The 21,918-nt window shown below is 64.9% G+C and carries 24 protein-coding genes and 3 pseudogenes; 14 read left to right on the top strand and 13 right to left on the bottom strand.

Going from position 1 to position 21,918, the window contains the following annotated elements; translation table 11 throughout:
* Positions 1-5: 5 nt before the first annotated feature.
* Both GWK18_RS13325 and GWK18_RS13320 read right to left on the bottom strand, forming a co-directional pair.
* Positions 6-776 (bottom strand): annotated as a pseudogene (locus tag GWK18_RS13325) (low temperature requirement protein A).
* Positions 752-1,192: a low temperature requirement protein A gene (locus GWK18_RS13320; protein ID WP_348535885.1), complete on the bottom strand. Its 441-nt coding sequence runs from the start codon at positions 1,190-1,192 to the stop codon at positions 752-754. Before GWK18_RS13320 ends, GWK18_RS13325 begins: the two are co-directional and overlap by 25 nt.
* Before the next feature lie 181 nt (positions 1,193-1,373).
* Between GWK18_RS13320 and GWK18_RS07750 the strand changes: the two genes are divergently transcribed.
* From GWK18_RS07750 to GWK18_RS07740, 3 genes and pseudogenes are all read left to right on the top strand, one after another.
* On the top strand, positions 1,374-2,168 hold the full coding sequence (locus GWK18_RS07750) for an SDR family oxidoreductase (protein WP_166834389.1): 795 nt from the start codon (positions 1,374-1,376) through the stop codon (positions 2,166-2,168).
* 50 nt (positions 2,169-2,218) lie between these two features.
* Positions 2,219-2,688 (top strand): annotated as a pseudogene (locus tag GWK18_RS07745) (phage tail protein).
* 222 nt (positions 2,689-2,910) lie between these two features.
* On the top strand, positions 2,911-3,804 hold the full coding sequence (locus GWK18_RS07740) for a CHAD domain-containing protein (RefSeq protein WP_166834387.1): 894 nt from the start codon (positions 2,911-2,913) through the stop codon (positions 3,802-3,804).
* A 13-nt stretch (positions 3,805-3,817) separates the two neighbouring features.
* Here GWK18_RS07740 and GWK18_RS07735 read toward each other — a convergent pair whose 3' ends face one another.
* The 3 genes from GWK18_RS07735 to GWK18_RS07725 form a co-directional block, all read right to left on the bottom strand.
* Positions 3,818-4,861, bottom strand: a complete 1,044-nt coding sequence (locus tag GWK18_RS07735; protein WP_166834385.1) for a hypothetical protein — start codon at positions 4,859-4,861, stop codon at positions 3,818-3,820.
* A 117-nt stretch (positions 4,862-4,978) separates the two neighbouring features.
* A complete protein-coding gene (locus tag GWK18_RS07730; protein ID WP_166834383.1) occupies positions 4,979-5,419 on the bottom strand; it encodes an SRPBCC family protein in 441 nt (146 codons plus the stop codon).
* Positions 5,420-5,490: 71 nt separating this feature from the next.
* On the bottom strand, positions 5,491-6,054 hold the full coding sequence (locus GWK18_RS07725) for a dihydrofolate reductase family protein (protein WP_166834381.1): 564 nt from the start codon (positions 6,052-6,054) through the stop codon (positions 5,491-5,493).
* 68 nt (positions 6,055-6,122) lie between these two features.
* Between GWK18_RS07725 and GWK18_RS07720 the strand changes: the two genes are divergently transcribed.
* Both GWK18_RS07720 and GWK18_RS07715 read left to right on the top strand, forming a co-directional pair.
* Positions 6,123-6,494 (top strand): GntR family transcriptional regulator, encoded by a 372-nt coding sequence (locus GWK18_RS07720; RefSeq protein WP_166834379.1) that lies wholly within the window; start codon positions 6,123-6,125, stop codon positions 6,492-6,494.
* Positions 6,495-6,566: 72 nt separating this feature from the next.
* Positions 6,567-6,896 carry a PspC domain-containing protein gene (locus tag GWK18_RS07715; protein WP_166834377.1) on the top strand — a complete coding sequence of 110 codons (330 nt, stop codon included), beginning with the start codon at positions 6,567-6,569 and terminating at the stop codon, positions 6,894-6,896.
* 86 nt (positions 6,897-6,982) lie between these two features.
* On the opposite strand, the gene GWK18_RS07710 is transcribed toward GWK18_RS07715, so the two are convergent.
* Positions 6,983-7,447, bottom strand: a complete 465-nt coding sequence (locus GWK18_RS07710; protein WP_245193043.1) for a helix-turn-helix domain-containing protein — start codon at positions 7,445-7,447, stop codon at positions 6,983-6,985.
* 86 nt (positions 7,448-7,533) lie between these two features.
* Here GWK18_RS07710 and GWK18_RS07705 point away from each other — a divergent pair, with 86 nt between their 5' ends.
* Positions 7,534-8,154 carry an NAD(P)H-binding protein gene (locus tag GWK18_RS07705; RefSeq protein WP_245193041.1) on the top strand — a complete coding sequence of 207 codons (621 nt, stop codon included), beginning with the start codon at positions 7,534-7,536 and terminating at the stop codon, positions 8,152-8,154.
* A gap of 107 nt (positions 8,155-8,261) precedes the next feature.
* Here the strand turns inward: GWK18_RS07705 and GWK18_RS07700 are convergent, their stop codons facing one another.
* Positions 8,262-8,774, bottom strand: a complete 513-nt coding sequence (locus GWK18_RS07700; RefSeq protein WP_166834374.1) for a hypothetical protein — start codon at positions 8,772-8,774, stop codon at positions 8,262-8,264.
* 243 nt (positions 8,775-9,017) lie between these two features.
* Between GWK18_RS07700 and GWK18_RS07695 the strand changes: the two genes are divergently transcribed.
* Positions 9,018-9,728, top strand: a complete 711-nt coding sequence (locus GWK18_RS07695; protein WP_348535884.1) for a chromosome condensation regulator — start codon at positions 9,018-9,020, stop codon at positions 9,726-9,728.
* Between the two features lie 78 nt (positions 9,729-9,806).
* On the opposite strand, the gene GWK18_RS07690 is transcribed toward GWK18_RS07695, so the two are convergent.
* Positions 9,807-10,553, bottom strand: coding sequence for a DUF429 domain-containing protein (locus GWK18_RS07690; protein WP_166834370.1), 747 nt, complete (start codon positions 10,551-10,553; stop codon positions 9,807-9,809).
* A gap of 32 nt (positions 10,554-10,585) precedes the next feature.
* On the opposite strand from GWK18_RS07690, the gene GWK18_RS07685 reads away from it, so the two are divergent.
* From GWK18_RS07685 to GWK18_RS07670, 4 genes are all read left to right on the top strand, one after another.
* Positions 10,586-11,239, top strand: coding sequence for a cation diffusion facilitator family transporter (locus GWK18_RS07685; protein ID WP_166834368.1), 654 nt, complete (start codon positions 10,586-10,588; stop codon positions 11,237-11,239).
* 68 nt (positions 11,240-11,307) lie between these two features.
* Positions 11,308-11,946, top strand: coding sequence for a methyltransferase domain-containing protein (locus tag GWK18_RS07680; protein ID WP_166834366.1), 639 nt, complete (start codon positions 11,308-11,310; stop codon positions 11,944-11,946).
* Between the two features lie 63 nt (positions 11,947-12,009).
* A complete protein-coding gene (locus GWK18_RS12900; protein WP_209280911.1) occupies positions 12,010-12,354 on the top strand; it encodes a hypothetical protein in 345 nt (114 codons plus the stop codon).
* Between the two features lie 208 nt (positions 12,355-12,562).
* Entirely contained in the window at positions 12,563-14,011 is a 1,449-nt protein-coding gene (locus GWK18_RS07670) for a hypothetical protein (RefSeq protein ID WP_166834364.1), read from the top strand.
* A 183-nt stretch (positions 14,012-14,194) separates the two neighbouring features.
* On the opposite strand, the gene GWK18_RS07665 is transcribed toward GWK18_RS07670, so the two are convergent.
* Together GWK18_RS07665 and GWK18_RS07660 are read right to left on the bottom strand one after the other, a co-directional pair.
* Positions 14,195-15,184, bottom strand: coding sequence for an IS481 family transposase (locus GWK18_RS07665; protein WP_166834362.1), 990 nt, complete (start codon positions 15,182-15,184; stop codon positions 14,195-14,197).
* A gap of 240 nt (positions 15,185-15,424) precedes the next feature.
* Complete coding sequence (locus GWK18_RS07660) at positions 15,425-16,102, bottom strand: TetR/AcrR family transcriptional regulator (protein ID WP_233568725.1); 678 nt, start codon at positions 16,100-16,102, stop codon at positions 15,425-15,427.
* An 87-nt stretch (positions 16,103-16,189) separates the two neighbouring features.
* Here GWK18_RS07660 and GWK18_RS07655 point away from each other — a divergent pair, with 87 nt between their 5' ends.
* Entirely contained in the window at positions 16,190-17,947 is a 1,758-nt protein-coding gene (locus tag GWK18_RS07655; protein ID WP_166834360.1) for an oleate hydratase, read from the top strand.
* A 1,018-nt stretch (positions 17,948-18,965) separates the two neighbouring features.
* Here the strand turns inward: GWK18_RS07655 and GWK18_RS07650 are convergent.
* From GWK18_RS07650 to GWK18_RS07640, 3 genes and pseudogenes are all read right to left on the bottom strand, one after another.
* Positions 18,966-20,045 carry an FAD-dependent oxidoreductase gene (locus GWK18_RS07650; protein WP_166834357.1) on the bottom strand — a complete coding sequence of 360 codons (1,080 nt, stop codon included), beginning with the start codon at positions 20,043-20,045 and terminating at the stop codon, positions 18,966-18,968.
* A gap of 190 nt (positions 20,046-20,235) precedes the next feature.
* The gene (locus GWK18_RS07645) at positions 20,236-20,538 is read right to left on the bottom strand and encodes an antibiotic biosynthesis monooxygenase (RefSeq protein WP_166834355.1); all 303 of its coding nucleotides are present in this window, start codon (positions 20,536-20,538) and stop codon (positions 20,236-20,238) included.
* Positions 20,535-20,921: pseudogene (locus tag GWK18_RS07640) on the bottom strand (type 1 glutamine amidotransferase domain-containing protein); the annotation flags it as partial. The pseudogene GWK18_RS07640 and the gene GWK18_RS07645, both read right to left, overlap by 4 nt.
* Positions 20,922-21,199: 278 nt before the next feature.
* Between GWK18_RS07640 and GWK18_RS07635 the strand changes: the two are divergent.
* Positions 21,200-21,445: a type II toxin-antitoxin system prevent-host-death family antitoxin gene (locus tag GWK18_RS07635; RefSeq protein WP_024291015.1), complete on the top strand. Its 246-nt coding sequence runs from the start codon at positions 21,200-21,202 to the stop codon at positions 21,443-21,445.
* A gap of 3 nt (positions 21,446-21,448) precedes the next feature.
* The gene (locus tag GWK18_RS07630) at positions 21,449-21,706 is read left to right on the top strand and encodes a type II toxin-antitoxin system RelE/ParE family toxin (protein WP_024291016.1); all 258 of its coding nucleotides are present in this window, start codon (positions 21,449-21,451) and stop codon (positions 21,704-21,706) included.
* Positions 21,707-21,918 lie beyond the last annotated feature (212 nt).

Here is a 21,918-nt window from a genome sequence, read left to right as displayed (position 1 = left end):
AGGGGTCAGCTCTCGACAAACAGCCGCTCCTGGTATCTGTGCCCCACGGTTTCGTAGAGGACGACGGCGACCGACGGAGCAGCCATGGCCACCAACAGGCACCACCCCATGGGCACCTCCGCTGAGGCCATGCCTAAAGCACCCACGAGGAGGGTGGCCATGACGGCCACCATGACGATGTGCAGGGTGTCAAACGTACGGATCAGGCGACCGTAGAGCCACATGAGTGTCAGGATGAACGCGAGCACGGGCACCGCGACGCTTGCCACCGCAAGGGTCCCCGACAGGTGAGCTTCGTGGTTCAGGACATAACCGGCCACATGGAGCCCTGCACCCACGGCAGCAATGGCCATGAACAGGACAATGTGGCCATAACCCCATCCGAAGCAGCGCGTCGGGTGGGCATGAGGCAGCCCTCCCCAGTCAACGCTGAACTACAACCACCAAATGGCAAGCGTCAGCCCTATCCCTGCAATCACCACCAGTACGGCATCCATGGACCACCCACCTGCTTCCTCCACCATCGGTGACAAGGCCGCCACGGTACCGACCACGCCCTCACCCAGAGTGATGATGGTCAGCAGACCGTAGCGTTCCGCGACGTGATGGGGGTGCCAGGGAGTGTGGCTGCCCTGGCCTTCGCGTTGAGTGGTGACTCGTTCACCCAGGAATGGCCCGCCCTGTTCGACAACCAGCAGGGTCAGGCCCACCAGGACGAACACGCGCAACGAAGTGTGGGCCAACGCCAAGATCACCCAACCGACCTGCGCCGCCAACAAGGTCGCAAGGTAGATTCGCGCCCCGGCTCGGAACTCCGGCGCTTGCAAATAGGCCCGCCCCAGTGCAGTGCCATGCCGATACGCATCACCACATACCCCATGACCATGACGGTGTTGTCCACGTGCCCGTGATGGAGGGAATCGAAGAAGGGCGGGATGCCCAGAGCCAGGACCACGACCCCACACATGATCACCATGGTGACAAGCCGATAGGCCCAGTCGTCGGTGTCGAAAGCTGACGCGAACCACGTGTAGTTGACCCACGGCCAGATCACGGAGAACAACACGAAAACATAGCCTGCTGATGCCAGGAGGATCTCGCCTTCGGCCGCCATGTGCGGGAATTCATTGCCCGCGATGCCGAAGGCCACCACGAAGGTCAGGTCGAACAGGAGTTCAAGGTTGCTGGCCACACGACCGGATTCATGCGGATCTCGACCACGCATCCGAGACAGGCGATGGGACAGGTCAGGGGTGCTGGTCATGGGTCTTCGGATCAGCACGACCGCAGAGCCATGACGACGGCCATGTGCGGTCTGGAGCGGACAAAAAGTGATCAGATCCTATCCCGCGCCCCCGCTAGTGTGGTGCAACATGAAGATCGATCTGACCGGCATGAACGCACTCGTCACGGGTTCCACACAGGGCATTGGGTTGGCGATTGTCCGGGGCCTGGCTACCGCCGGGGCACGGGTGGCCGTCAACGGGCGCGACGGAGAACGCGTGACAGCCGCCGTCGATGAGCTCCGACGTGGTCTGCCAGACGTAGATCTTGTGCCTGCCCCGGGGGACGTCACCACCCAGGAAGGCGCACGCGCCGCCATGGCCGCACTCGACTCCGTGGACATCCTGGTCAACAACCTGGGCGTCTTCGGCACGCAGGATCCGCTGGAGATCGACGACGACGAATGGCGCCGCTACTTCGAGGTCAACGTCCTGAGCGCGGTCCGCCTGATCCGGGAGGCACTCCCCGGCATGAAGGAACGCGGATGGGGCCGGGTGGTCAACATCGCCAGCGATTCCGCCGTCGTGACCCCGGCGGAAATGATCCACTACGGCGTGAGCAAAACGTCCCTGTTGGCTGTGTCGCGCAGTTTCGCCAAGGACGCGGCGGGCACCGGAGTGACCGTGAATTCGGTGATCGCGGGGCCGACGCACACGGGAGGTGTCGAGGACTTCGTCTACCAGCTCGTCAGCAAGGACCTACCGTGGGAGCAGGCGCAGCGTGAGTTCATGCGGCTCCATCGCCCACAGTCATTGATACAGCGACTCATCGAGCCGGAGGAGATCGCGAACATGGTGACCTACCTGAGTTCACCGTTGGCCTCGGCCACCACAGGCGGTGCGCTGCGAGTTGACGGTGGTTACGTCGACGCCATCCTTCCGTGACGTCTTGACCGCGTAGCCTGCCGATCCGCATCGACTTTCCGAGGGCAAACATGACATACACGGTAGATTTCAAGAACGTGTCCACCACCGGCCTGGAAACCTCTCCGTGGCTGAGGCTCTGGCAGGGTTACGCGCCAATGAGGCCAGGTACTTCTGGACCAAGTACGCCCACACGTTCGCCACCGTCCCGGCCACCGAAGCCGCGGACACGCTCGCCTGGGTGGAACTGATCTTGCGCGAGGAGCGCGGGATCGTCGTCGCATCCCCGGCCCTGGAGGTGGCCGTCAGCGACGTCGAGGGAATTCACTGGGTGCACGTTTTCTACGAATCGGGGCTCAGCATCAATGTCCTGTGGACAGTGGAGCCCGGAGGTAAGCGCGCGGTGGGGTTCAAACTCTCCGACGGGATGGAGGTTCCTCAGGAACTGGGCGCCTTCAAGTTCGCCCGTCAGAAGTCGAAGCTGGCCGGAACGATTCGCGGTTCATACTTCGTGATCAAGGGCGAGTACGGGGACCGCTGAGCCCGAACCACGGAGCGTGACCAGCTCAGTCGCGGTCCTCGAACGCCTCGATCTCGCGCAGCTTGACGCCGTAAGTACGTCCGGGGTCGTGCCGGAGGGGCAAGTACCAAGGACTCCGTCAAGACTTCATTGCCCTGTGGGGAGGACCCGGTCCACGGGTAGATTGGTCGAAGATCTACTGCACGTCCGCCTGAACCAGGTATGGGAGAGCTGGGTCAAGACATGGGCAACAAGCACCCGTCCACCGCAGCCGATGTGATCGGTGAATACGTCGCAGACCAGGTGCGTGTGATCCAGGAACGGGAACCGCAGGTGCGGGTGGATCACCCGGACTCGGTGCACAAGATGCGGGTGGCCACCCGGCGACTGCGCAGTACGCTTCGAACGTTCCAGGATGTACTGGACACGCAACGCACCGATCCCCTGCGGGAGGAGATCAAATGGCTGGGTGAAATGCTCGGCGGTCCCCGCGATGCCGAGGTTCTCAAGGACCGTCTGGGTGAATCCTTGGAAGAGTTACCACCCGAGGCCATCCTCGGGCCCGTCCGCGAGCGACTCACAAACGAACTCGACGCACGACATGCTCAGGCCCACGCCGAGCTGTTGGAGGCTCTGGATTCCCGCCGTTACAGGGACCTGAGCGATGCCCTCCACGACCTGGTGGACCATCCGCCGTTTCTACCGGAAGCCAACCATGCTCGCCGGAAGACCCTGGCACCCTTGATGAAGGCTGCGACCCAACGTGTGACGCGCCGTTGGGACGCCGCACAGTGTGCACCTGAGATGCAACGAGCGGCCCTTGCCCACGAAGCCAGGAAGAAGGCGAAGGCCGCGCGTTACGCCTGGGAGGCTGTGGCTGACGTCTTTCCCGGCGGGAGCGATTCAGCTGAGGCATGGGAGGCCGTGACGGAGGTCCTTGGCACCGCCCAGGACTCCGTGGTGGCGAGGGAACGTCTGACGGAGCTGGCCCATGTCGCCGAGAAGTCGGGTGAGCAAACCTTCACGTACGGTGTGCTTTATGCCCGCGAGCTGACCCACCAGGGTGACGCGCACGAGAGCGCTGACGCCGCGATTGTGGCGGCCGTCAAGGCTTCACAGACCGCAACGGGGCGCTAGAACGGCGCCCGCCTCAAGACGTTGCGGTAAGCACCATGTTCGAGGACTTCCGGTGCACCACGACCGGCGCCGGCCCCGAGTTCTCCACGGTCTGCACCAAGCGGATCTGGTCCCCGCAAGGGTTCTTGAGCTCCCCCACGGAATCGGGCGCTGTGCCCAGGAGTTTGTGGTGCACCGTGTTGTCGATGTGGACCTTCTCGTCCTGGATCTCCACGCGCTCACACATCTTGCCGTCACTGAGAACGTCGGCGTAGGAATGCACCGTGACAGTGCTGCCGCGCTCGTCGAGGATGTCCGGCGTGCACAGGTTCTGGTCGGTCTGGTCCTTGGAGCCGTTCTCGATCGTGCACGTGGTCACGTGGGACGTGGCGGACACCTGGAGGTCTGAGTCCGATGCCGGGATGTCCAGGGTCTGGTCGATGACGATGTCCTTGTCGTCCCGCCCGACGATGATCGGCTCTTGCGCCTCCGGCTGCACTGCCGCCTGGACCGCCGAGGGGTCCTGATCGACGCTCAGCGTTGAGTCCAGGTCCATGCTGGCGTCTGCTCCTCCGCCCGCGTCCCAGTTGGGGACTCTGACCGTGGCATTGCATCGTTGGGTGCCGGAGGTCTGAACCTGGTACACCAGCCTGACGGTGAGTTCGCGGGACTGTTCATTCTCCAGATTCTCCGTGCCCGTCTGTGATGTGCTGCCATCTTCGTCGTCGACGGACGCGCAGGAGACACCTGTCACCGTGTAGGCGGCACGCTGGTCACCCAGTGACGAGTCGAGAGTTGCGTCCGTGTCAAAGGTGACCACGGCCGTGCTTCCGGAGTCAGCTCCGAATTCCACGGAAGCCACGCGCTCCTCTCCCGGGAGTTCCATCGACTGCGAATTCTCATCGGTGTGGACCGCGGGTCCGGAGGGGCCGTGGGTCTTGTCGTCGGTCGGTTGATCCGTGAAGACTCCGGTTGCGTAGAGCACTGCCAGGACGACGGCGACGATCAGGACCGCCGATGCCGCCCATAACGCACCACGTCGTGATCGGCGAGGGGGCTGGTCGGTCGGTGCGCTCATCGGTGACAACTCAACCATCGTTCACGCGGAACCCCAACTTCACGCGCTGGGTTGACCGAGAGGAGTGCGTACTTAGCCGTGCCCAGAGAATTCCTGAAACCCGTCAACCGTGCATGATCACTGCCCGGCGAGCGCTGACAGTCTGTCGACCGAGGCCTGCAGCTTCTCCGACGTCATGGAGGCTGCCTTGGCCAGGCGCGATTCATCGGTGAGTGCGGACCAGTCGTAGGTGTGGGTGACCAGGGTGGTGCCGTCGTCGTTAGGTTCCAGGTCCCACCGCCAGACGTGCCCGGGGACCGGCTCCCCCGCCGGTGCGGGCTGCCAGGCGATGCAGCGCCCTTCCTCGAAAGCGACGATGTGGTTCTCGCGCACCTTGCCGTTGGCGTTGGTCATCACGAACACGTCGCCCACGGCGCGGACCCGCTGGCCCTGATCCGCGTGGTCCAGGTTGTCGTTGCCGTCCCACCGCGGTTGTTGTGAGGGGTCGGCGATGAGTTCGAAGATGTCCTCAGCCGGTGCTGCCACGGTTGCCGATGCGGCCACGATGCGGTTGCTCATGGAACCATCCAAGCATCGTGACGGACTCGATTGAAGACCTCGGAATCACAACCCCGATTGCCAAGCCCGGGTTATCGGGAGATGTAGCGGACGCGGATGCTGCCGTCGTCGAAAACGGTGTGGTCAGTTCGCCGGAGGTCCAGGTGGACGCCCTCGGGCAGTGCCCGCAGTCCACCGCCGACAGCTTTGGGCACGATGAAGAATTCGAAAACTTCGACCAGTCCCGCGCGGATGGCCGGTGCCGCCGTGGTGGGGCCGAAAATTTCGACGACGCCGGGAGCCTCCGCCACCATGTCCGTGATTTGTTCTAGGCCCAGCGTAGGCAGGAGGGTGTCGCGCTGTGACACGAGTTGGTCCGGATCCAGGGTCGAGGAGACGACGACGGTGCGGAGGTTCTGCCACTGCCTGGCGAACTCGCGCTCATCGCTCGACCACGGATCACCGTCGGGTTCGGATCCCCAGTAGCGCATGAGTTCGTAGGTCTTACGGCCCAGAATCTCGGTCGAGACCTCGCGCATGCGCGCCAGGTGAGCGGCGAAGACCTGTTCACTCGGCGCACTCCATTGGAAGTCACCCGTGGCGTCGGCGGCGTAGCCGTCCAGGGATACGGTGGTTGCGTAGGTCAGGATTCCCATGGCGGGCCACCTTCGTGTGGGTCTGAGCGGGAATCCAACGCTAACCATCTCCGGGCGAAAAGAGCACCATGTTCCACATCGATCAGTCCGCCGAAGTTCCCCCTTTCGAGCAGATCAAGAGGCAGATCAAGGAACAACGTGACTCGGGAGAGCTGGCAGCGGGTCATCATCTCCCGCCCGTTCGTCGGCTGGCAGGCGAACTCGGCCTGGCGCCGAACACCGTGGCCCGGGCGTACAAGGAACTCGAGGCCGCGGGCATCATCGAAACCCGCGGTCGCAACGGATCCTTCGTGACCGGCACCGCGGATTCGGCGGACAAGGCCGCAGCCCACGCAGCAGGTGAGTACATTGCTCGTGTCCGCGCCCTGGGTATCGACGACGAACGCGCGGTGGCGTTGGTGCGCGACGCCGCGACGGCGGCCCTCGCACCCGGCGCATGACCACAGCCTGATGGCCTCGGGGAAGCTCACCACCCCTTTTCGACAGCCCTCACGCTGCCTACGATCGAAGACATGAACCAACTCTTGGATTCCATCCGCGGTCCAGGTTTCCAACGTGGCCCCCAGCGCCTGGTTGCAGGCATTGCCGGAGGTCTGGCGGAGCAGTTCGGGCTCAACGTGTGGCTGGTCCGCTTGATCGTCCTGGCGTCGTTCCTGCTTCCGTTCCTGGGCATCGGGCTGTACCTGGGGCTTTGGGCGCTGACACCTTGGCAGGACGGCCGGATCCCCTTGGAGGAGGATGCGAACGCGGCGCCGAGAGGCTGTGCGACCTCCACCTATACGTGGTCCGATGCCACGGAGTCAGTCATCCATGCGGGTGAACTACCGCCCGCTCAGGTCTGAGCTCCTCGGCCGCCAGCGGAGAGATGATCATCACGAAAACCACGGAGCTGCGGCCCAACCCGCCGAACCCTCGCGGAACTCCCGCATCAGCCACCGATGCGGGAGTTTCGCGAGGGTTCGGCGGATGGGGAGGCGATTAAACCTTCGGCTTGCTCCCGGTCATAACGTCGACGGTTGCGCTGAACCTCACCCACATTCGCTTCTGCCCATCGACGGAGTGCGGCCAGCGGCTCGACGGTACTGGCGCCCAGGTCCGTGAGCAGATAGTCCACGCGCGGCGGGACGCTGGGGGTGACCCGCCGGGTAACCAACCCGTCGCGCTCCATGGAACGCAGAGTTTCCGTCAGCACCTTGGGGGAAACACCCTGGACCGTTCGGCGCAACTCGGTGAACCTCACGGGCTGCCCCGGAGCCAGTACCGTCAAGATCATGGGCGTCCACCGGTCCGTCAGGTGGCGGAGAACAGTCCTGGACGGGCAGTCCTGGTTCAGGACATCCGCCGGCAGCTGGGCGGCGTTGGGGTTGACGGTCTGGTCCATCACATCGGTCATCGAGGCCCCTTGGTTACTTTGAGGTAATCGATTACTAGTTCATACCATTGTGTTCGCCAGGTCAAACACACGGACTTTTGGAGGACATGATGCACATCTCGATCATCGGTGCGGCCGGTATGGTCGGCTCGCAGATCGCAGTCGAGGCCGAGAACCGCGGCCACGACGTTCACCGCTACACCCGCTCGGGCCGCCCCGCAGGTGACGCGGCCACCGAGGCACTTGACTTCAACGACACCGCCACTGTGACCGAGGTGGTCAACGGCAGCGAGGTCACGGTCGTCTCCGTGGCAGGTCGCGGCGACTACGACGGCGTCGTCGCTGCTCACCGGAACCTGATCGCAGCGCAGCCGTCCGGGCGAATCCTGGTGGTCGGCGGGGCCGGTGCACTCCGAGTGGGCGACTCGCTGCTTCTCGAGTCTCCCGACTTCCCGGCCGAATACCTGACCGAGGCCAAGGCCTTCGCCCGGGTGCTGGAGGAGTACTCAGATTCGGCCGACCTGAACTGGACCATGATTGCCCCCTCCCCCGAAATTGCACCGGGCGCGCGCACCGGACAGTACCTGGACGGCGGAGACTCCCCCGCCGGAGGGTTCGTCTCCACGCAGGACTTCGCCGTCGCTGCCGTTGACGAGGCAGAGAGCGCAAGCCATGCGCGTCGTCGATTCAGCGTCGCCTCTGCCGACGAGGCCGCCGCGCGCGGCTGAGCCCACCGCGGCATCCATGTGGCGGGCACGGAACGTGACGTGCCCGCCGCACTCCACTTACGCACACGACAGGAGCACGATGCACCTGCAGACGCCTCCGCGATGCTTCACGGCATGACCCACGGTTTGCGGTCATACGGTCCGTAGCGATAGGCGACCATCTCCCACGCATTACGCGTCAGCGGGTAGTACAACGCCAGCTCCGTGATGAGATCCTCGGCCGCCAAGGGAGAGATCATCATGATGGAAATCACGAGGCTGCGGTCATGCAGGTGAATGGTGAGGAGTGAATCTGCCGAGCGATAGGGCACGTCGACGTAGTGGACGCGATCAAGCGGCACGTGACACCGCCCCCACACCGCATAGTCGAGCCCGTCCGGGGTGACGTCAATGGATTCCGGATGCATTGACCGAGCAGTGGACATCGTGGGCAACATTGGAAGCGCATGCCCAATTTGCATCACGGGAAATCGGACAGCCCGCCCACGTGGATGCGGCAGCATTTCAGGCTGATCCCCGGATCGGCGAATTCCGGCAAACGAACGGTGGAGACGCCAGGCAACCAGACCCAGGATGCCAAGGACCAGGAGTAGCGGAATTGCGATAATGGCCCACTCCATTGCTACCCCCTCTGGTCACTTCAATTCGGCAACTCAATTCTAAGTTCGATCGTGTGCGATTGCAAATCTGGACAGATGGTTCAATGATGTGAACACCTGAACTGAGCCCAAGGGAGTCCCGTGAGCGTAGTTGCCGCCGGTCGCAGGCACTCTGTGACGTGCCGCCCAGATGGAACAGTGGCTGCCTGGGGCAACAGCAGAGCTGGCGAATGCGCGGTCGATTCGTGGACGGATGTCGTCGCCGTGGCAGCGGGCAACGTGCACACCGCCCCCAACACCGGCCGTTCACACACCATCGGGCTTCGTCGCAACGGCACCGTCCTGGCCACCGGATGGAATGGTGACGGCCAGGGGAACGTCTCGGCCTGGCAGAACATCACCGCCGTCGCCGCCGGATGGCGATTCAGTCTCGGACTCCGTGCAGACGGCACGGTGGTAGCCGCGGGCCGCGACGCCACTGGACAACGATCTGTGAGGAACTGGTGTGACATCACCTCCCTCTCAGCGGGCGATTGGCACTCGGTCGGCATCCGCGGGGATGGCACGGCAGTCGCCGTGGGCAACAGTCGGCGCGGCCAGTGTGATGTCTCGGATTGGAGCGGCCTCAGCTCGGTTTCGGCCGGGTGCCTGCACACCGTCGCTCTCCGGGCCGACGGCTCGGTGGTGGCCACGGGCGAACGCGGGACCGGCGCGTGCAACGTTTTCAACTGGGAGGGAGCCACGGCGATCTCCGCAGGTAGCCACCACACAATTGCGCTTTTCGACGACGGGACCGTGCGTGCCGCGGGGAACAACGACTTCGGCCAGTGTGATGTCCAAGATTGGATGGGAGTCGTGGACATTGCCGCAGGATCCTTGCACACCATCGGGTTGCTGGCCGACGGAACCATCGTGGCAACCGGCAGCAATCGCGATGGCCAGTGCGATGTCGGTGGGTACGAGGTGCGCAGCTGACAGGGGCCGCGCTCCGACCTTCACCGGAAACATCTCGACCCGACCCACAAAGGCCTCCCCTGTATCGCGCCCTCTGCTTTACGACGGTGCCGTCGGACACCGACCGTTCGGCACCCAGATCCAGCCCTCCTGCCGCACTTGATTGCGGGCAGATTCTGGCGGTGGCTCGCAGAAACCGCAGAACGCTTCGCGAGCGACCAAGGCCGCCAGGACGGCGTCGATCGCGTTGTCGTCCGCCACACACAACTCCTGGTGGCCGTTCCAGTCCAACCACGGAATCATTCCGGTCAACTCGGTCATCAAGGATTCACGGACCTCGGAGTTCTTCCGCCCCTTGTACCCGCGGTGAGGCAACGACCAGCAACGCAACGCAGCTGCCGGATAGACCTCGACGATCGCGCCGGAACCATCACGTGATACATCGACGCCGCTGTCTCGCAGTCGCGCTTCGAGTCCGGCCCAGCGCAGAGCTGGATACGCTATCCGGTCGGCTGAAACACTCAATGGCTTCAAGCCCGTCCGCCGCCACACATGGAGGTCCGTGGCCCGGAGTGCCAACCCGCGGCGCCAGTCGCTCCCGGTCGACTCTGGCACTGACAGGGAGTTTGAGGCGTGCGCGCTGATCAGTTCCGCAAACGGAGCAGGCCACCCGAGCGGTACATCCACGCCCGTCCGATCAGCCCTTTCCACCGCGGACACAAGAACGTCGTCGTCGGCTCCGATGCGAACGTCGTCCAGGGAGCACGTACCCCCGCCATCACGCAGGACGGCGACGCCGGTGCGTCGAGCCTCAGCCGCCATGTCAATGCCAACAAAAATCACCATGTCAGGCTAGCCGGGAGCCTGAGAATGGACACATGACCCCAACCCCAGGCACCCCGAACGCCGGCAACGCGGTGAGCGCCTTCGACCCCAGCCGCGTCCGACGTACGGTCCTGGCCGTCGCGATCCTGAATTTCGGGTACTTCTTCGTCGAGTTCCTGGTCGCCCTGGGGGCGGGGTCCGTCTCCCTGCTGGCAGACAGCGTCGATTTCCTCGAAGACACCTCGATCAATCTGCTGATCTTCATTGCTCTTGGCTGGCCCCTTGCCAAGCGCGCCGTCATGGGCAAGCTCATGAGCTTGGTGATCATCACCCCGGCGGCATTTGCGGCATGGGAAGCTCTTCAGCGATTCACTGCACCGGAGGCACCCGACGTAACCCCCGTAGTTCTCGCATCGCTCGGAGCGATGGTCATCAATGCAACCAGCGCCTGGTTGATCGCCCGCGTCCGCACACACGGCGGCTCCCTGAGCCGGGCAGCTTTCCTGTCGGCACGCAACGACGTCCTGGTGAACATTGCGGTCATCGCCATGGCGCTGACCACCGTGTGGACCGGATCCGGGTGGCCGGACCTGGTCCTCGGCTGCTTCATCATCCTGCTTGCCCTCCACGCCGCTCACGAGGTGTGGGAAGTCAGCGAGGAGGAACGCCTGGCCGCCAAGGCTCTCGCGGGTGAGGAGATCGACTGAAGCAGTCCGCGCCCCCGCACGCCGTCGTACCAGCCCTTAAGAACTACTTGCTCTGCCACACTGTGGGGATGCGCTTGAATAAGCACACAGCATCTCAGGCCGGCGTACACACAACCGAACACTGGAACGAGCGATACTCCGGCGATCAGGTATGGAGCGGGCAACCGAACGCCGCCTTGATGCGAGAAGTGGCCGATCTGCCGGTGGGCCGCGCCTTGGATGTCGGGTGCGGAGAGGGCGCCGACGCGGTCTGGCTCGCCAGTCAGGGTTGGGAGGTGACCGCCCTGGACATCTCCTCGCAGGCGATCGAGCGGACTCTCGCCGCTGCTTCGGAGGCCGGGGTGACCGTCACGGGAGTTGCTGAGGGGTTGCTTGAATCCCACCTCCCTGCCACGTCCTTCGACCTGGTCAGCGCACAGTATCCGGTACTGCCCAGCACGTCGCAGCATCTTGCAGAAGGACGACTACTCGACTTGGTCGCCCCGGGTGGAGCGTTGCTGTTCGTGCATCACGAACTCGACCGGGAGCACGCTCACGCACACGGCTTCAATCCGGACGAGTTCATCACGCCGAGTCACGTCAGGGATCATGCGGTGGCCACGGGCGAATGGAAGGTGATCACGGATGATCGCCGCGAACGCCACGTGGCCGAGGGCGTCGGCGCTCACCATTCCCACGATCTGATCGACCGGTTGGTGCGAGTCTGAGATGAAGTGACACCGAATCCATCCGTTCCAGACGATCAATGACGACGTCAAAGGACTCCGATCATGACTCCGTACGACGTCGCGCGAAGCTACCACCAAGCGTTGACCACCAGGGACACCCAGACCGCAGCCACCAGCACAACGCCGGCGGCCGAGCTGTTCACCGGGCGCGACGGGCTGATCGTGAACAGCATCCTGCCGTTATTCGAATCACCCCCACAAGATGCGCACGTGACTCATCAGTTCCGGGATGAGCACTTCAGCCACTCCCCGACTCGTTCTATCCGGGAACATCGACTTTCGCGCGCAACGACGATCCTGCATGGCCCTCGGGGCACAAGCCGCGGTCGCGCCGGCTGGGGAACACGCCGCCAACTCCACCCGAACGCGACCTCAGTCACACGTTGAAGCGGAACTCCGTCGCGTTCCGAAGTTGGGCAACCATTCATGACACCTATCCGTGCAGCAGACCCCTCAGGTCAAGTGCATGATCATCTGCCCTCATGAGATTCCCGTACCGGACCCGCCGGGATAGTTCTTGCGAGCCTCAAACAAACCGGGAGCGATTCATAGCGCCGCGTCACGCCCTCGGGCTTACTCGCTAAACTGTGGACCCATGGAGAAGCTCCTCGACATCCTGTTCGCCCCGGTGCGCTGGGTGTGGGGCGCCATTTCCTGGTTGCAGGAAGGCCCGGGATCTACCCCTTCGTGGGACCCATCTAGCCCCGGCGCCTTCATCGTACTGGCAGTATGCACTCTATTTTTCTTGGTGTTCATCTACGCAATGTTCGCTTTCACTGCCCATTGGGCACTAACGTCTATTGCATGGCACTGGAGTGAGCTCCTCCGAGAACGCGCCGAACGCGGAACCATTGACGACATGCTCGATCTTGCCGTGCAGGCACAACGGTCAAAAAGCCGGCTCTACTCCTTGGCATCACGAACGGGAGTGCGCTATAATTATGCAGGCAATTACGGCCCGCGCAGACCAGAGCTGGCCGGTGCCGATAAATTGCCACGACGCCGGACATTGGGGCGCCTCACCACTGCAGTGATTGCCGTAGAACGCCTCGCCCTCTTCCTCTTTCGCCTGCTCAGGGCAACCCTCTCCAGCACCTTCGGTATCTACGTTCTGCTGGGCACGACATGGACGCTTCGTCCGCACTGGTTTACCGCATCTGTCGACACTTTCCGTGGTTGGGCCCGGACGTGGGACCCGGCCACAGTTCCCGCCGCCATCGGCCTCGTCGCCACCGTCCTGGGTCTGATCGCCGCCTATGCGTTTTCTACGAAGCGGCGGGCACGACATAAGAGCATGTTCGACGCCGCCGTTGCCGCGGAGAACACCCTCGCGGTCCTGGGACCGCGGGCAGGGACGGCGGCCATTCAGGTAGCGAAGCTTGCTCATACCGTAGCTCGGCACGAGCGCATCCTCTACGAAAACGCCGTAGCTGATCTCAGCGATGGACGGCTCCGCCTGCAGGACGGCAAGGTCACAATGGTCAACCATGGCCGCGCAGACGGTTCGTACCAGTCATGGCAACACCCAGAGTGGCGGGCTTGGCGAACCAAAGCGAACAAGGACGAGTGGATGAAGCTCTGCGAGCAGCGCGAGACCACACTGGCCACGCTCACTAGCCTGCGGGAAGCTTTATCTCAGGTGGAGTCGCTGTCCCCGTTCGTTCGGCAGGCCGGTACGCACAGCTGGGCCTTGCTACTAGACAGCTCCCCGCAGTCTCCTCGCACGAGCCCGTGGTTAGCTGTCACCCTCTACAACGAGGAACGCTATAAGCAGCAGCGTGAGGACCTTCGCTATTGGATCGACTGTGCGTTGGAGGATGGGAAGAGCCCCACCGCTGGGGATGGCAATACCGCCGACGACATTCGCCAGTTCAACCTCGAACAGATACAGACCAGAGTAGAGAAGCTGCAATGGAATAGCCGCCGCAGCCTCTGGTATCTCTCTGGGCTCTACGCAAAACTCGTACTCTGCGATGAGGAGGTTCATGGCTCTCGGCGCCTGCGCGGTATCAAAGCCTTCGTGGCGCGGTTCATTAAGACCTAATGTACTCCCCCTTGACGAGACTGATGCGCGAATAGATTGCAGCCTCTCTCACGCCACTTCAACGAATCTGTGGTTCACGATCAACTCGACCGGGGCCAATCTCCCCAGGTGCGCCTGCCGGTGGCAGTGAAAAGTGCGCACAATCGACCTGCTGATACGCGCCCGAGATTCGTCACCAGTGGTCTAGTTGTATGAGGTCATGACGTTGTCGGCACGTTCGTGGACTCGGGTGGCCGGGGGCTGATCGGCGCAGGCGGTGTGCGGCCGATGATAGTTGTAATGGTGGACCCAGACGTTGATCGCCTCGCGCCGCTCGTGCTCGGAGTAGCAGGCGTGGGCGTAGAGGCATTCTTCCGAGAGGATCCGTTGGTAGCGCTCGACTTTCCCGTTGTGACGGGGCGTGTAGGGCCGGGTCCGTTGAGGCCGTGAGGCATGCGCGTTCACGGTGCGAACGAAGGTCTTCGCGCGGTAGTTGGCGCCGTTGTCGGTGACCACCCGGACCAGGCGAGTGATGCCGTGAGCAGCGAAGAACGCCCTGGCCCGGGAGAAGAAAGCGATGGTGGTTGCCGCGGTCTCGTTCTCCAGGGCCTCGGTATAGGCCAGGGGTGAGTAGCCATCGATCGCGGAGTGCAGGTAGGTGTAGCCCACCTGCGGTGTGCGTGCCCGCTTGCTGCCGCGGCCATGGAGCCGCCAGCCACCACCGTCGGGGATCTGCCCGAGCTTCTTCACGTCCACGTGGAGCATGTGGCCCGGGAAGCGGGCAATGATCTTCCCGCTCTCGCGGTTGTTCTCACCAGACGGGTCGAGGTCACGCCAGCGGGAGATCCCGAGACGCTCCAGCCAGCGCCCAATGGTGCGGACGCAGTAGTGGTGGCCGCGGGAGGCGAGCTCCAGGGCGATCCGGCGTGCGGACCACTTGTGCTCTCGTCGCCAGGCGTCGATGAGTTCGAGGACCTCGATCGGTGGCCGCGAGGGTCGCCTGGCTGGTGCGCTGATGCGGTCTTCCAGGGCTTCGGCACCGTCGTGGCGGTAGCGGTGGACCCAGTTCGTCAGAGTCGAGCGGGCAATCCCGGCCTCTGCGGCGACGTGGGCGATGGGCCGGCCATCATCTTCGACACGTCGGACCAGGCGCAGTCTTCCGGCAGGCGTCAATGGCGAATTACGGTGGGTCATGGAACGGGTTCCTCCCGGGCGACGGATGACTCGACACCACCCATCGTGCCGGTCACGGGGCCCGTTCCTTCATGCCCACCCGGTGACTACAACGTCATGACCCACAACAGCTAGGCGAGGACCTGACCGTGGGGCCCTCCACGACCGCGGCGGGCACGCGCCTGTCGGCCGCGCGGTGGGCAATCGCGGCGGCGCCGGCCGGTGCCAGGGGCGGCCTGAACGGCCCGGACGGCTTCCGGGTCACCGGGAGGCGCCCGCCCCCGCCACCACGAGGTCGATGAGCCGGCGGAGCACCACATCGACGTCCTCGCCGTCGATGCGCCCCTGCCGGGAGCGGTTGAGCTCGGCGAGCACCCCGGTGACGATGAGCCGGGCGCCGGTTGCCGCCGCCGCGCCGGGGGCGCCGACCCGGTCGTCGCGCAGGCGCGCGGCGATCTGCTCCTCGAGCCCCTCGACGCGACCGAGGACCCGCTGGCGGTGCGGCATATCCGCACCGAAGAGGATCTCGCGGGCGACCCACGTCGTGGGCTCCGGCCAGCGGCGCATCGCGGCGACGAACGGCGAGACGAGCGCCGCGATCTGGTCCGCGGTCTCCCCTGCCGGCGGCGCCGCAGCGGCTCCGTCGGGCGCGGCGGACGTGGCGCGCGCAGGGGTGGTCATCGCTTGCTCGTGGGCTCCCCAGAGCGCATCGACGACCATCATGAGCAGCTCCGTCTTCGTCGCCGCGTACTGGAAGACGGTCCCCTCAGCCACGTCGGCCGCGCGCGCGACCTCGCTCATCGAGGTCCGCTGGAATCCGCGCTCCTCGAACAGCGCGCGCGCCGCGGCGAGGATGCGGGCGCGCTTCTCCTCCTTCGCCCGCTCGCGTCTGCCCAGCGTCGCCGACAGCCCCAGCCCCATGCCATCTCGAGTTTCCATACAACCATTGTAGTCGACTCAATCTTGAGTACGCTCAATATGCAGGCCGGGTGATCGGCATCCGGCACGCGTCGGGAAGGATGGACCATGCAGCACACAGCAGGTAACTACGAGGCGTTCGCCCGCCCCCGCCCCGCACGGCACGCCCAGGAGACGAAGGCCTACATCGTCGGCAGCGGGCTGGCCGGGCTCGCGGCGGCCGTCTTCCTGATCCGCGACGCCGGGGTCCCCGGTGCCAACGTCACGATCCTCGAGAAGGGCGACATCGCCGGCGGTGCCCTCGACGGCCTCGACGTCCCGGAGAAGGGCTTCGTCATCCGCGGCGGCCGGGAGCTGGAGAACCACATGGAGTGCCTGTGGGACATGATGCGCTCCATCCCCTCCCTGGAGCTTGAGGACGCCTCCGTGCTCGACGAGTTCTACTGGCTCAACAAGGACGACCCCAACTACTCGCTGCGTCGCGCCACCGTGCGCCAGGGCGAGGACGCCGGCCACGAGGGCCGCTTCGACCTGCCGAAGCGGGCGCAGAAGGACCTGTTGAAGATCTTCCTCGCCGAGCGCTCCGAGATGGAGGGCAAGCGCATCGACGAGGTGATGGGCCGCGAGTTCCTCGACTCGCCGTTCTGGATGTACTGGCGGACGATGTTCGCCTTCGAGGAGTGGCACTCCGCGCTCGAGTTCAAGCTCTACCTCCACCGCTTCATCCACCACATCGGCGGGCTGCCCGACTTCACGGCGCTGAAGTTCACGAAGTACAACCAGTACGAGTCCTTCGTCCTGCCGCTCATGCACTACCTCACCGAGCACGGCGTCGTCTTCCGCTCCGGCACCGAGGTACTCGATGTGGACTTCGCCCACCGCGGCGGCGAGATCCGCGCCACCGCGATCCGCTGCCGCCGCGGCGGCGCTGAGGAGACCATCGAGCTCGGCGAGCACGACCTCGCGCTCATGACGATCGGCTCGCTCGTGGACAACTCCGATGACGGCGACCACCACACGCCCGCTGCCCTCAACGAGGGCCCGGCCCCGGCCTGGGACCTGTGGAAGCGGATCGCGAAGAAGGACACGGCGTTCGGGCGCCCGGAGGTCTTCTGCTCCTCGATCGAGGAGACGAAGTGGGAATCGGCCACCGTCACGACGCTTGATGAGCGCATCCCCGCCTACATCGAGCGCATCGCCCAGCGCGATCCGTTCAGCGGCCGCGTGGTCACCGGCGGCATCGTCACCGCCGAGGACTCCTCCTGGCTGCTGAGCTGGACGGTCAATCGCCAGCCGCACTTCAAGAAGCAGCCGAAGGATCAGATCGTCGTCTGGGTCTACGGTCTGTTCGTCGACGTCGACGGCGACTACGTGAAGAAGCCCCTGGCGCAGTGCACCGGCGAGGAGATCACCCAGGAGTGGCTCTACCACCTGGGCGTGCCCGTCGAGGAGATCCCCGAGCTCGCGGCGACAGGCGCCCGGTGCGTGCCGGTCATGATGCCCTACGTGACGAGCTTCTTCATGCCCCGCCGCGCGGGTGACCGGCCGCAGGTCGTGCCGGAGGGGGCGGCGAACTTCGCGTTCCTCGGGCAGTTCGCGGAGACCGGCCGCGACACGATCTTCACAACCGAGTACTCGGTGCGCACCGGCATGGAGGCCGTCTACCAACTCCTCGACGTGGAGCGCGGCGTGCCGGAGACCTGGGGCTCCACGTACGATGTGCGCGACCTGCTCGAGGCCTCGGCGCGCATGCGCGACGGCAAGAAGGTGGAGGTCCCCGGCCCGGCCGCGCTGCGCGGCTACCTGCGCGGCAGGCTCGAGCACGGGGAGATCGGCCAGCTCCTCGAGGAGCACGGCCTCATCTGAGCCCCGCCCACCGCGGGTGCGCCTCGGGCACGGTCCCGAGGCGCGCCTGGGCTGGTCCCAAGTCGCCCGCCCCGCCTGCCTGCTCTTCGACGAGACGTAGCGAAGGATGCCGAGCACCAGGGCGGACTGGAATCCGGTGCCGCGCTCGGCGATCGGCACCACGACGTCGTCGTGATTGGTGATCACTGCTTCTCGGAGCATTCCGCGCAGCGCGTGCTGGGGCGCAGACAGGTCGACTCCGAGGACCGGATCCTGGAAGGGCAGCTCGGTCGCCACCGAGTTCACCGACTCGCTGAGGACCTCCCGCACCAGATCCTCGACCGGCTCCATCGCCTTCGCGAAGTCCTTCTGGAGCTGCGTGGAGCGGGAGTTGCCCGAACGGACGAGCACCCCCTCCAGGGTGTCGTGGAGCCGCGTCAACGACTGGTCTGCATCGCCCTGGTCGGCACTGCCCACCCTGATGGAGCAGATCTTCACGAGGTCGAACGACTGGAGCGCCCACTCGGAGATCTCGCGAGACCCCGCATCCGTGCCCTTCCACAGTTCCATTCCCCGTGCAGGGAACGATTCCGACCACGATCCCGAACCAGACGAAGGACATGAGGCCGAACCACGCGATCGTGAATGCATGGTCGAGGGCGAATTCGGTCAGCATCGGCGCACCTCGCGCGCAGGTGGGGATCGATCTTCTTCGGCATGCTGTCCATCCTTCCGGACTCAAACAGCAGCGGCATCAAACCTGGGCCGATTCACAACCTGACGGCTAGGTGCGAACCCCGCACTGCGACGCGGTTTCATCATCCCGCGCCGGGTCGCACCGCGAGCGGATCCCGCAGTGACGGATCCCGCTGCGGCACCTCCGCGTACCGATCCTCGCGATGAAGACACCCCATGACAAGGTGGTTGAGCCTGTGACTGCTGTCCAGCCGCGACTTTTGGGTTGACCCAGGGGGGCTGCCGTTGTCCTCGACGAGGAGACGTTTACCCATTGAGTGCGTCCGTCCTGGGGTCAGGCGAACTATCGCTGGGCTTCGCCGAGGCGAGCGGCAGGCGTGAGGTCGGCGGCGAGACCGCCACCGGTCGCAGCCCGGGCAAGAGCGCGACCCAGCACAGGTGCCTGCTTGAACAGATTGTGACCGGCCACAAAAAGGACAGAGTCTGCCTCCCACACGGCCACGCCGTCCTCGCTCCATGGGAGGTCGGTCACCCAGCAGTGAAGAAAGTCGCGCGGCTCTGGGTGGAGACCGGGCAGCGCCCGTGTCACGTATTCGCGCGCGCGTTCGTCCAGCGATCGAATCGCCGCAGGGTCGATGAACGTTCCGTCGTCGCGGACGCCGACGGTGTCGCTGAGTCCGACCGAATAACTGCTGTTGCCCGGTAGCGGCGTCGCGTACACGCCGACTTCGCCGAAGACGCCGCTGCTGTCCTGCAGGCACGCGACTCGTGCCGGGGCGGCGTCTTTCACGTCGAAGGTCAGCCGGACGTGTGCGGCAAGGCGAACCGGCAGCGACAGGCCGACGCTGCGGGCCAGGCGGGCGGTTTCGCGGCCGGCGCACACGACCACCTTGGAGTAGACAGCCCGGTCGGTGACGCTGCGCACCTCGACCGTCCCATCGCCGCGGGGATCGATGGAGATGACCTCTGCGGTGGTGACGGCATCTCCGAGGGCACCCGCGAGTGCCGTGATCGCGGCGCGGGTGCGGATCGCGCCGCCCGACTCGTCGAGCATCGCTGGCCCCGAGTACCCAGCGAGCAGCGGCATTCGCTGGGCGAGCTCGACTGCATCGATCTCGTGCGCTTCCACGCCACCGACCTCGTCGAGCACCCGCAGCCGCGCCAGGGCGCTGTCGCCGATCGCCACGACACCGTCTGATGAGACCAGCTCGACGTCGAAGTGTTCGGCCCACTCATCCCATACACCGCGGCTTTCGCGTGCGAAAGCGACGAGTCGCGGGTCGTCGTGAGCATGCCGGAAGATCCGCGACTCGCCCGCGGACTGACCCGATCCGGGCAGACCGGCCTCGTACAGGCGCACCGGCACGCCCTGCTCCCGCAGCGCGTACGCCGTCGACAGACCGACGATCCCGCCCCCGATCACTGCTACCTCGGGTGAACGCGTCGGGGCAACGTCGTCAGTTCCTGTCATCGTGGTTCCTCGATCTGTTAGGGATGTGAGATAGACCTCGAAAGTACGGGGCCGCTGCCACGACGTCAACGGGCTGTGTCAGCCCGAAGTCACCGCGCGCAACGACCCCTCATGTCGGGGTCAGTACTCCCGGTCTGTGGTGTCAGGCGGGAAGTTTCGAGGCCAACACCTCGAGCTTCTCGATCGTCGGTTCGGAGAACAACGCACCGGTCTGCTCGCCGAGAGCTGCCGCAACAGGGCCGGACAGGTGAGCGTCACGTCCGGCGTCATCGGGGAACACGTCGAAGATCCCGAAGGAGTAGGGCCCGAGGCGGACCGCGAACCACTCGGTGGTCGCCGGCTCTCCCTCAACAAGCGCACGGCCGCTGTCAAGGAACTCCTTCTCGTCGTCCTCCTTGCCGGGCAACGCATCAAACCTGACCAGCAATCCCTTGGTCACACTCATGATGTCTCCTCTTCCTTTGTCGTGGTGCCCGCGAGTTGGGACACGATCGCCTCGGAGAACGCCGGCAGGTCCTCCGGCGAGCGGCTGGTGATGAGATTCTTGTCGATCACGACCTCCTGGTCGACGACGTTCGCGCCGGCATTGCGCAGATCCGTGCGGATGCTCGGGAAGGACGTCAGGGTGCGACCGGTGGCCACGTCGGCCTCGATCAACGTCCACGGTCCGTGACAGATCGCCGCCACCGGCTTGCCGTTCTCGACGAAGTCCCGGACGAAGGCGACAGCGTCCCCGTCGATCCGGAGCTTGTCGGGGTTCACCGTGCCGCCCGGAAGCACCAAGGCGTCGTAGTCGGCCACCGAGGCCTCAGCCACCAGCCCGTCGACGACGGTTGTAGAACACCTCGATGTACTCGAAGATCGCGTTCGCGAGCTCGATCTCGCCACCCTGGGCCAAGGCCCCGATCTGCACGGGATCATGGAAGCGCGCCGCCTTGCCTCGGACCGCCCAACGGAGCTGTCCGCGACGATCGCCTGCAAGCCTCTCCAGACGGTTGGTTCCCCGGCGGGATCCTCAGGTCCTCGACATCCCGGTCCCGGCGCCGCGCAGAGCGTCCCCCGCAAGTGACCATCACGACATCTTGTACAAGATGTACCATCAGGACATGACTTCCGTGACGCTCTCCGACTTCCGCAGCCGCCAGGCCGATCTGATCGCCGCAGCACAGCGCGAGCCCGTCGAGATCACCTCGCGCGGCGCTGGTCGTCGCGCGGTCGTCGTGTCCCCGGAGTTCTACGATCGCGCACTCCAGGCGTTGGAAGACCAGGCCGACATCCGTGCGGCGGCGGCCGCGCGTGAAGAGACCGAGCGCGTCTCCCATGAGGATCTGGTCGCCGAGCTCGGACTCTGATCCGTGGCGTATCGCGTCACCTACGTCGCTTCGGCGGCGAAAGCCCTTCGGAAGCTCGATCGTCAGACCGCCCGACGTATTCTCGAGGCACTAAACGCCCTTGCTGATGACCCTCGCCCACCCGGTTGCATCAAGCTTCAGGGCGGCGAGGGCGAGTTGCGCATCCGAATCGGTGACTACCGAGTCGTCTATGACGTTGTGGATGATGAGCTGGTCGTGCTGATCCTCCGTGTCGGGCACCGCAGAGAGGTCTACCGATGAGCGGGGACGGATCTCGGAGCATCGCTGACGCGCGCCGGAGCGCCCAGACCATAGGCCTCGCCAGCGACTCCACCCGGGCCCTCATCGCCCATCTCGCGGCCTGACATCACATCGAGGGCAATGTCCCCTGGGCACCGTCGCCCCGTTACCTTTTCCGCGGCGCCTGGATCGTCCAGGATGAGCAGGTGCCGGCCAGCCGGTCCTCGGCATGA

Source organism: Kocuria sp. JC486 (genome assembly GCF_011602805.1).
In the GTDB taxonomy this organism is placed as follows: Bacteria; Actinomycetota; Actinomycetes; order Actinomycetales; family Micrococcaceae; genus Kocuria; species Kocuria soli.
Note: the sequence above shows the minus strand (reverse complement) of the source record. Positions and strands in the feature narration are given on the sequence as shown.

What these genes read in the sequence shown, in the direction of transcription:
- GWK18_RS07750 (WP_166834389.1), top strand. Translation starts at nt 1,374, where the DNA reads ATGAAGATCGATCTGACCGGCATGAACGCACTCGTCACGGGTTCCACA.
- GWK18_RS07740 (WP_166834387.1), top strand. Translation starts at nt 2,911, where the DNA reads ATGGGCAACAAGCACCCGTCCACCGCAGCCGATGTGATCGGTGAATAC.
- GWK18_RS07735 (WP_166834385.1), bottom strand. Translation starts at nt 4,861, where the DNA reads ATGAGCGCACCGACCGACCAGCCCCCTCGCCGATCACGACGTGGTGCG.
- GWK18_RS07730 (WP_166834383.1), bottom strand. Translation starts at nt 5,419, where the DNA reads ATGAGCAACCGCATCGTGGCCGCATCGGCAACCGTGGCAGCACCGGCT.
- GWK18_RS07725 (WP_166834381.1), bottom strand. Translation starts at nt 6,054, where the DNA reads ATGGGAATCCTGACCTACGCAACCACCGTATCCCTGGACGGCTACGCC.
- GWK18_RS07720 (WP_166834379.1), top strand. Translation starts at nt 6,123, where the DNA reads ATGTTCCACATCGATCAGTCCGCCGAAGTTCCCCCTTTCGAGCAGATC.
- GWK18_RS07715 (WP_166834377.1), top strand. Translation starts at nt 6,567, where the DNA reads ATGAACCAACTCTTGGATTCCATCCGCGGTCCAGGTTTCCAACGTGGC.
- GWK18_RS07710 (WP_245193043.1), bottom strand. Translation starts at nt 7,447, where the DNA reads ATGACCGATGTGATGGACCAGACCGTCAACCCCAACGCCGCCCAGCTG.
- GWK18_RS07705 (WP_245193041.1), top strand. Translation starts at nt 7,534, where the DNA reads ATGATGCACATCTCGATCATCGGTGCGGCCGGTATGGTCGGCTCGCAG.
- GWK18_RS07700 (WP_166834374.1), bottom strand. Translation starts at nt 8,774, where the DNA reads ATGGAGTGGGCCATTATCGCAATTCCGCTACTCCTGGTCCTTGGCATC.
- GWK18_RS07690 (WP_166834370.1), bottom strand. Translation starts at nt 10,553, where the DNA reads ATGGTGATTTTTGTTGGCATTGACATGGCGGCTGAGGCTCGACGCACC.
- GWK18_RS07685 (WP_166834368.1), top strand. Translation starts at nt 10,586, where the DNA reads ATGACCCCAACCCCAGGCACCCCGAACGCCGGCAACGCGGTGAGCGCC.
- GWK18_RS07680 (WP_166834366.1), top strand. Translation starts at nt 11,308, where the DNA reads ATGCGCTTGAATAAGCACACAGCATCTCAGGCCGGCGTACACACAACC.
- GWK18_RS12900 (WP_209280911.1), top strand. Translation starts at nt 12,010, where the DNA reads ATGACTCCGTACGACGTCGCGCGAAGCTACCACCAAGCGTTGACCACC.
- GWK18_RS07670 (WP_166834364.1), top strand. Translation starts at nt 12,563, where the DNA reads ATGGAGAAGCTCCTCGACATCCTGTTCGCCCCGGTGCGCTGGGTGTGG.
- GWK18_RS07665 (WP_166834362.1), bottom strand. Translation starts at nt 15,184, where the DNA reads ATGACCCACCGTAATTCGCCATTGACGCCTGCCGGAAGACTGCGCCTG.
- GWK18_RS07660 (WP_233568725.1), bottom strand. Translation starts at nt 16,102, where the DNA reads ATGGAAACTCGAGATGGCATGGGGCTGGGGCTGTCGGCGACGCTGGGC.
- GWK18_RS07655 (WP_166834360.1), top strand. Translation starts at nt 16,190, where the DNA reads ATGCAGCACACAGCAGGTAACTACGAGGCGTTCGCCCGCCCCCGCCCC.
- GWK18_RS07645 (WP_166834355.1), bottom strand. Translation starts at nt 20,538, where the DNA reads ATGAGTGTGACCAAGGGATTGCTGGTCAGGTTTGATGCGTTGCCCGGC.
- GWK18_RS07635 (WP_024291015.1), top strand. Translation starts at nt 21,200, where the DNA reads ATGACTTCCGTGACGCTCTCCGACTTCCGCAGCCGCCAGGCCGATCTG.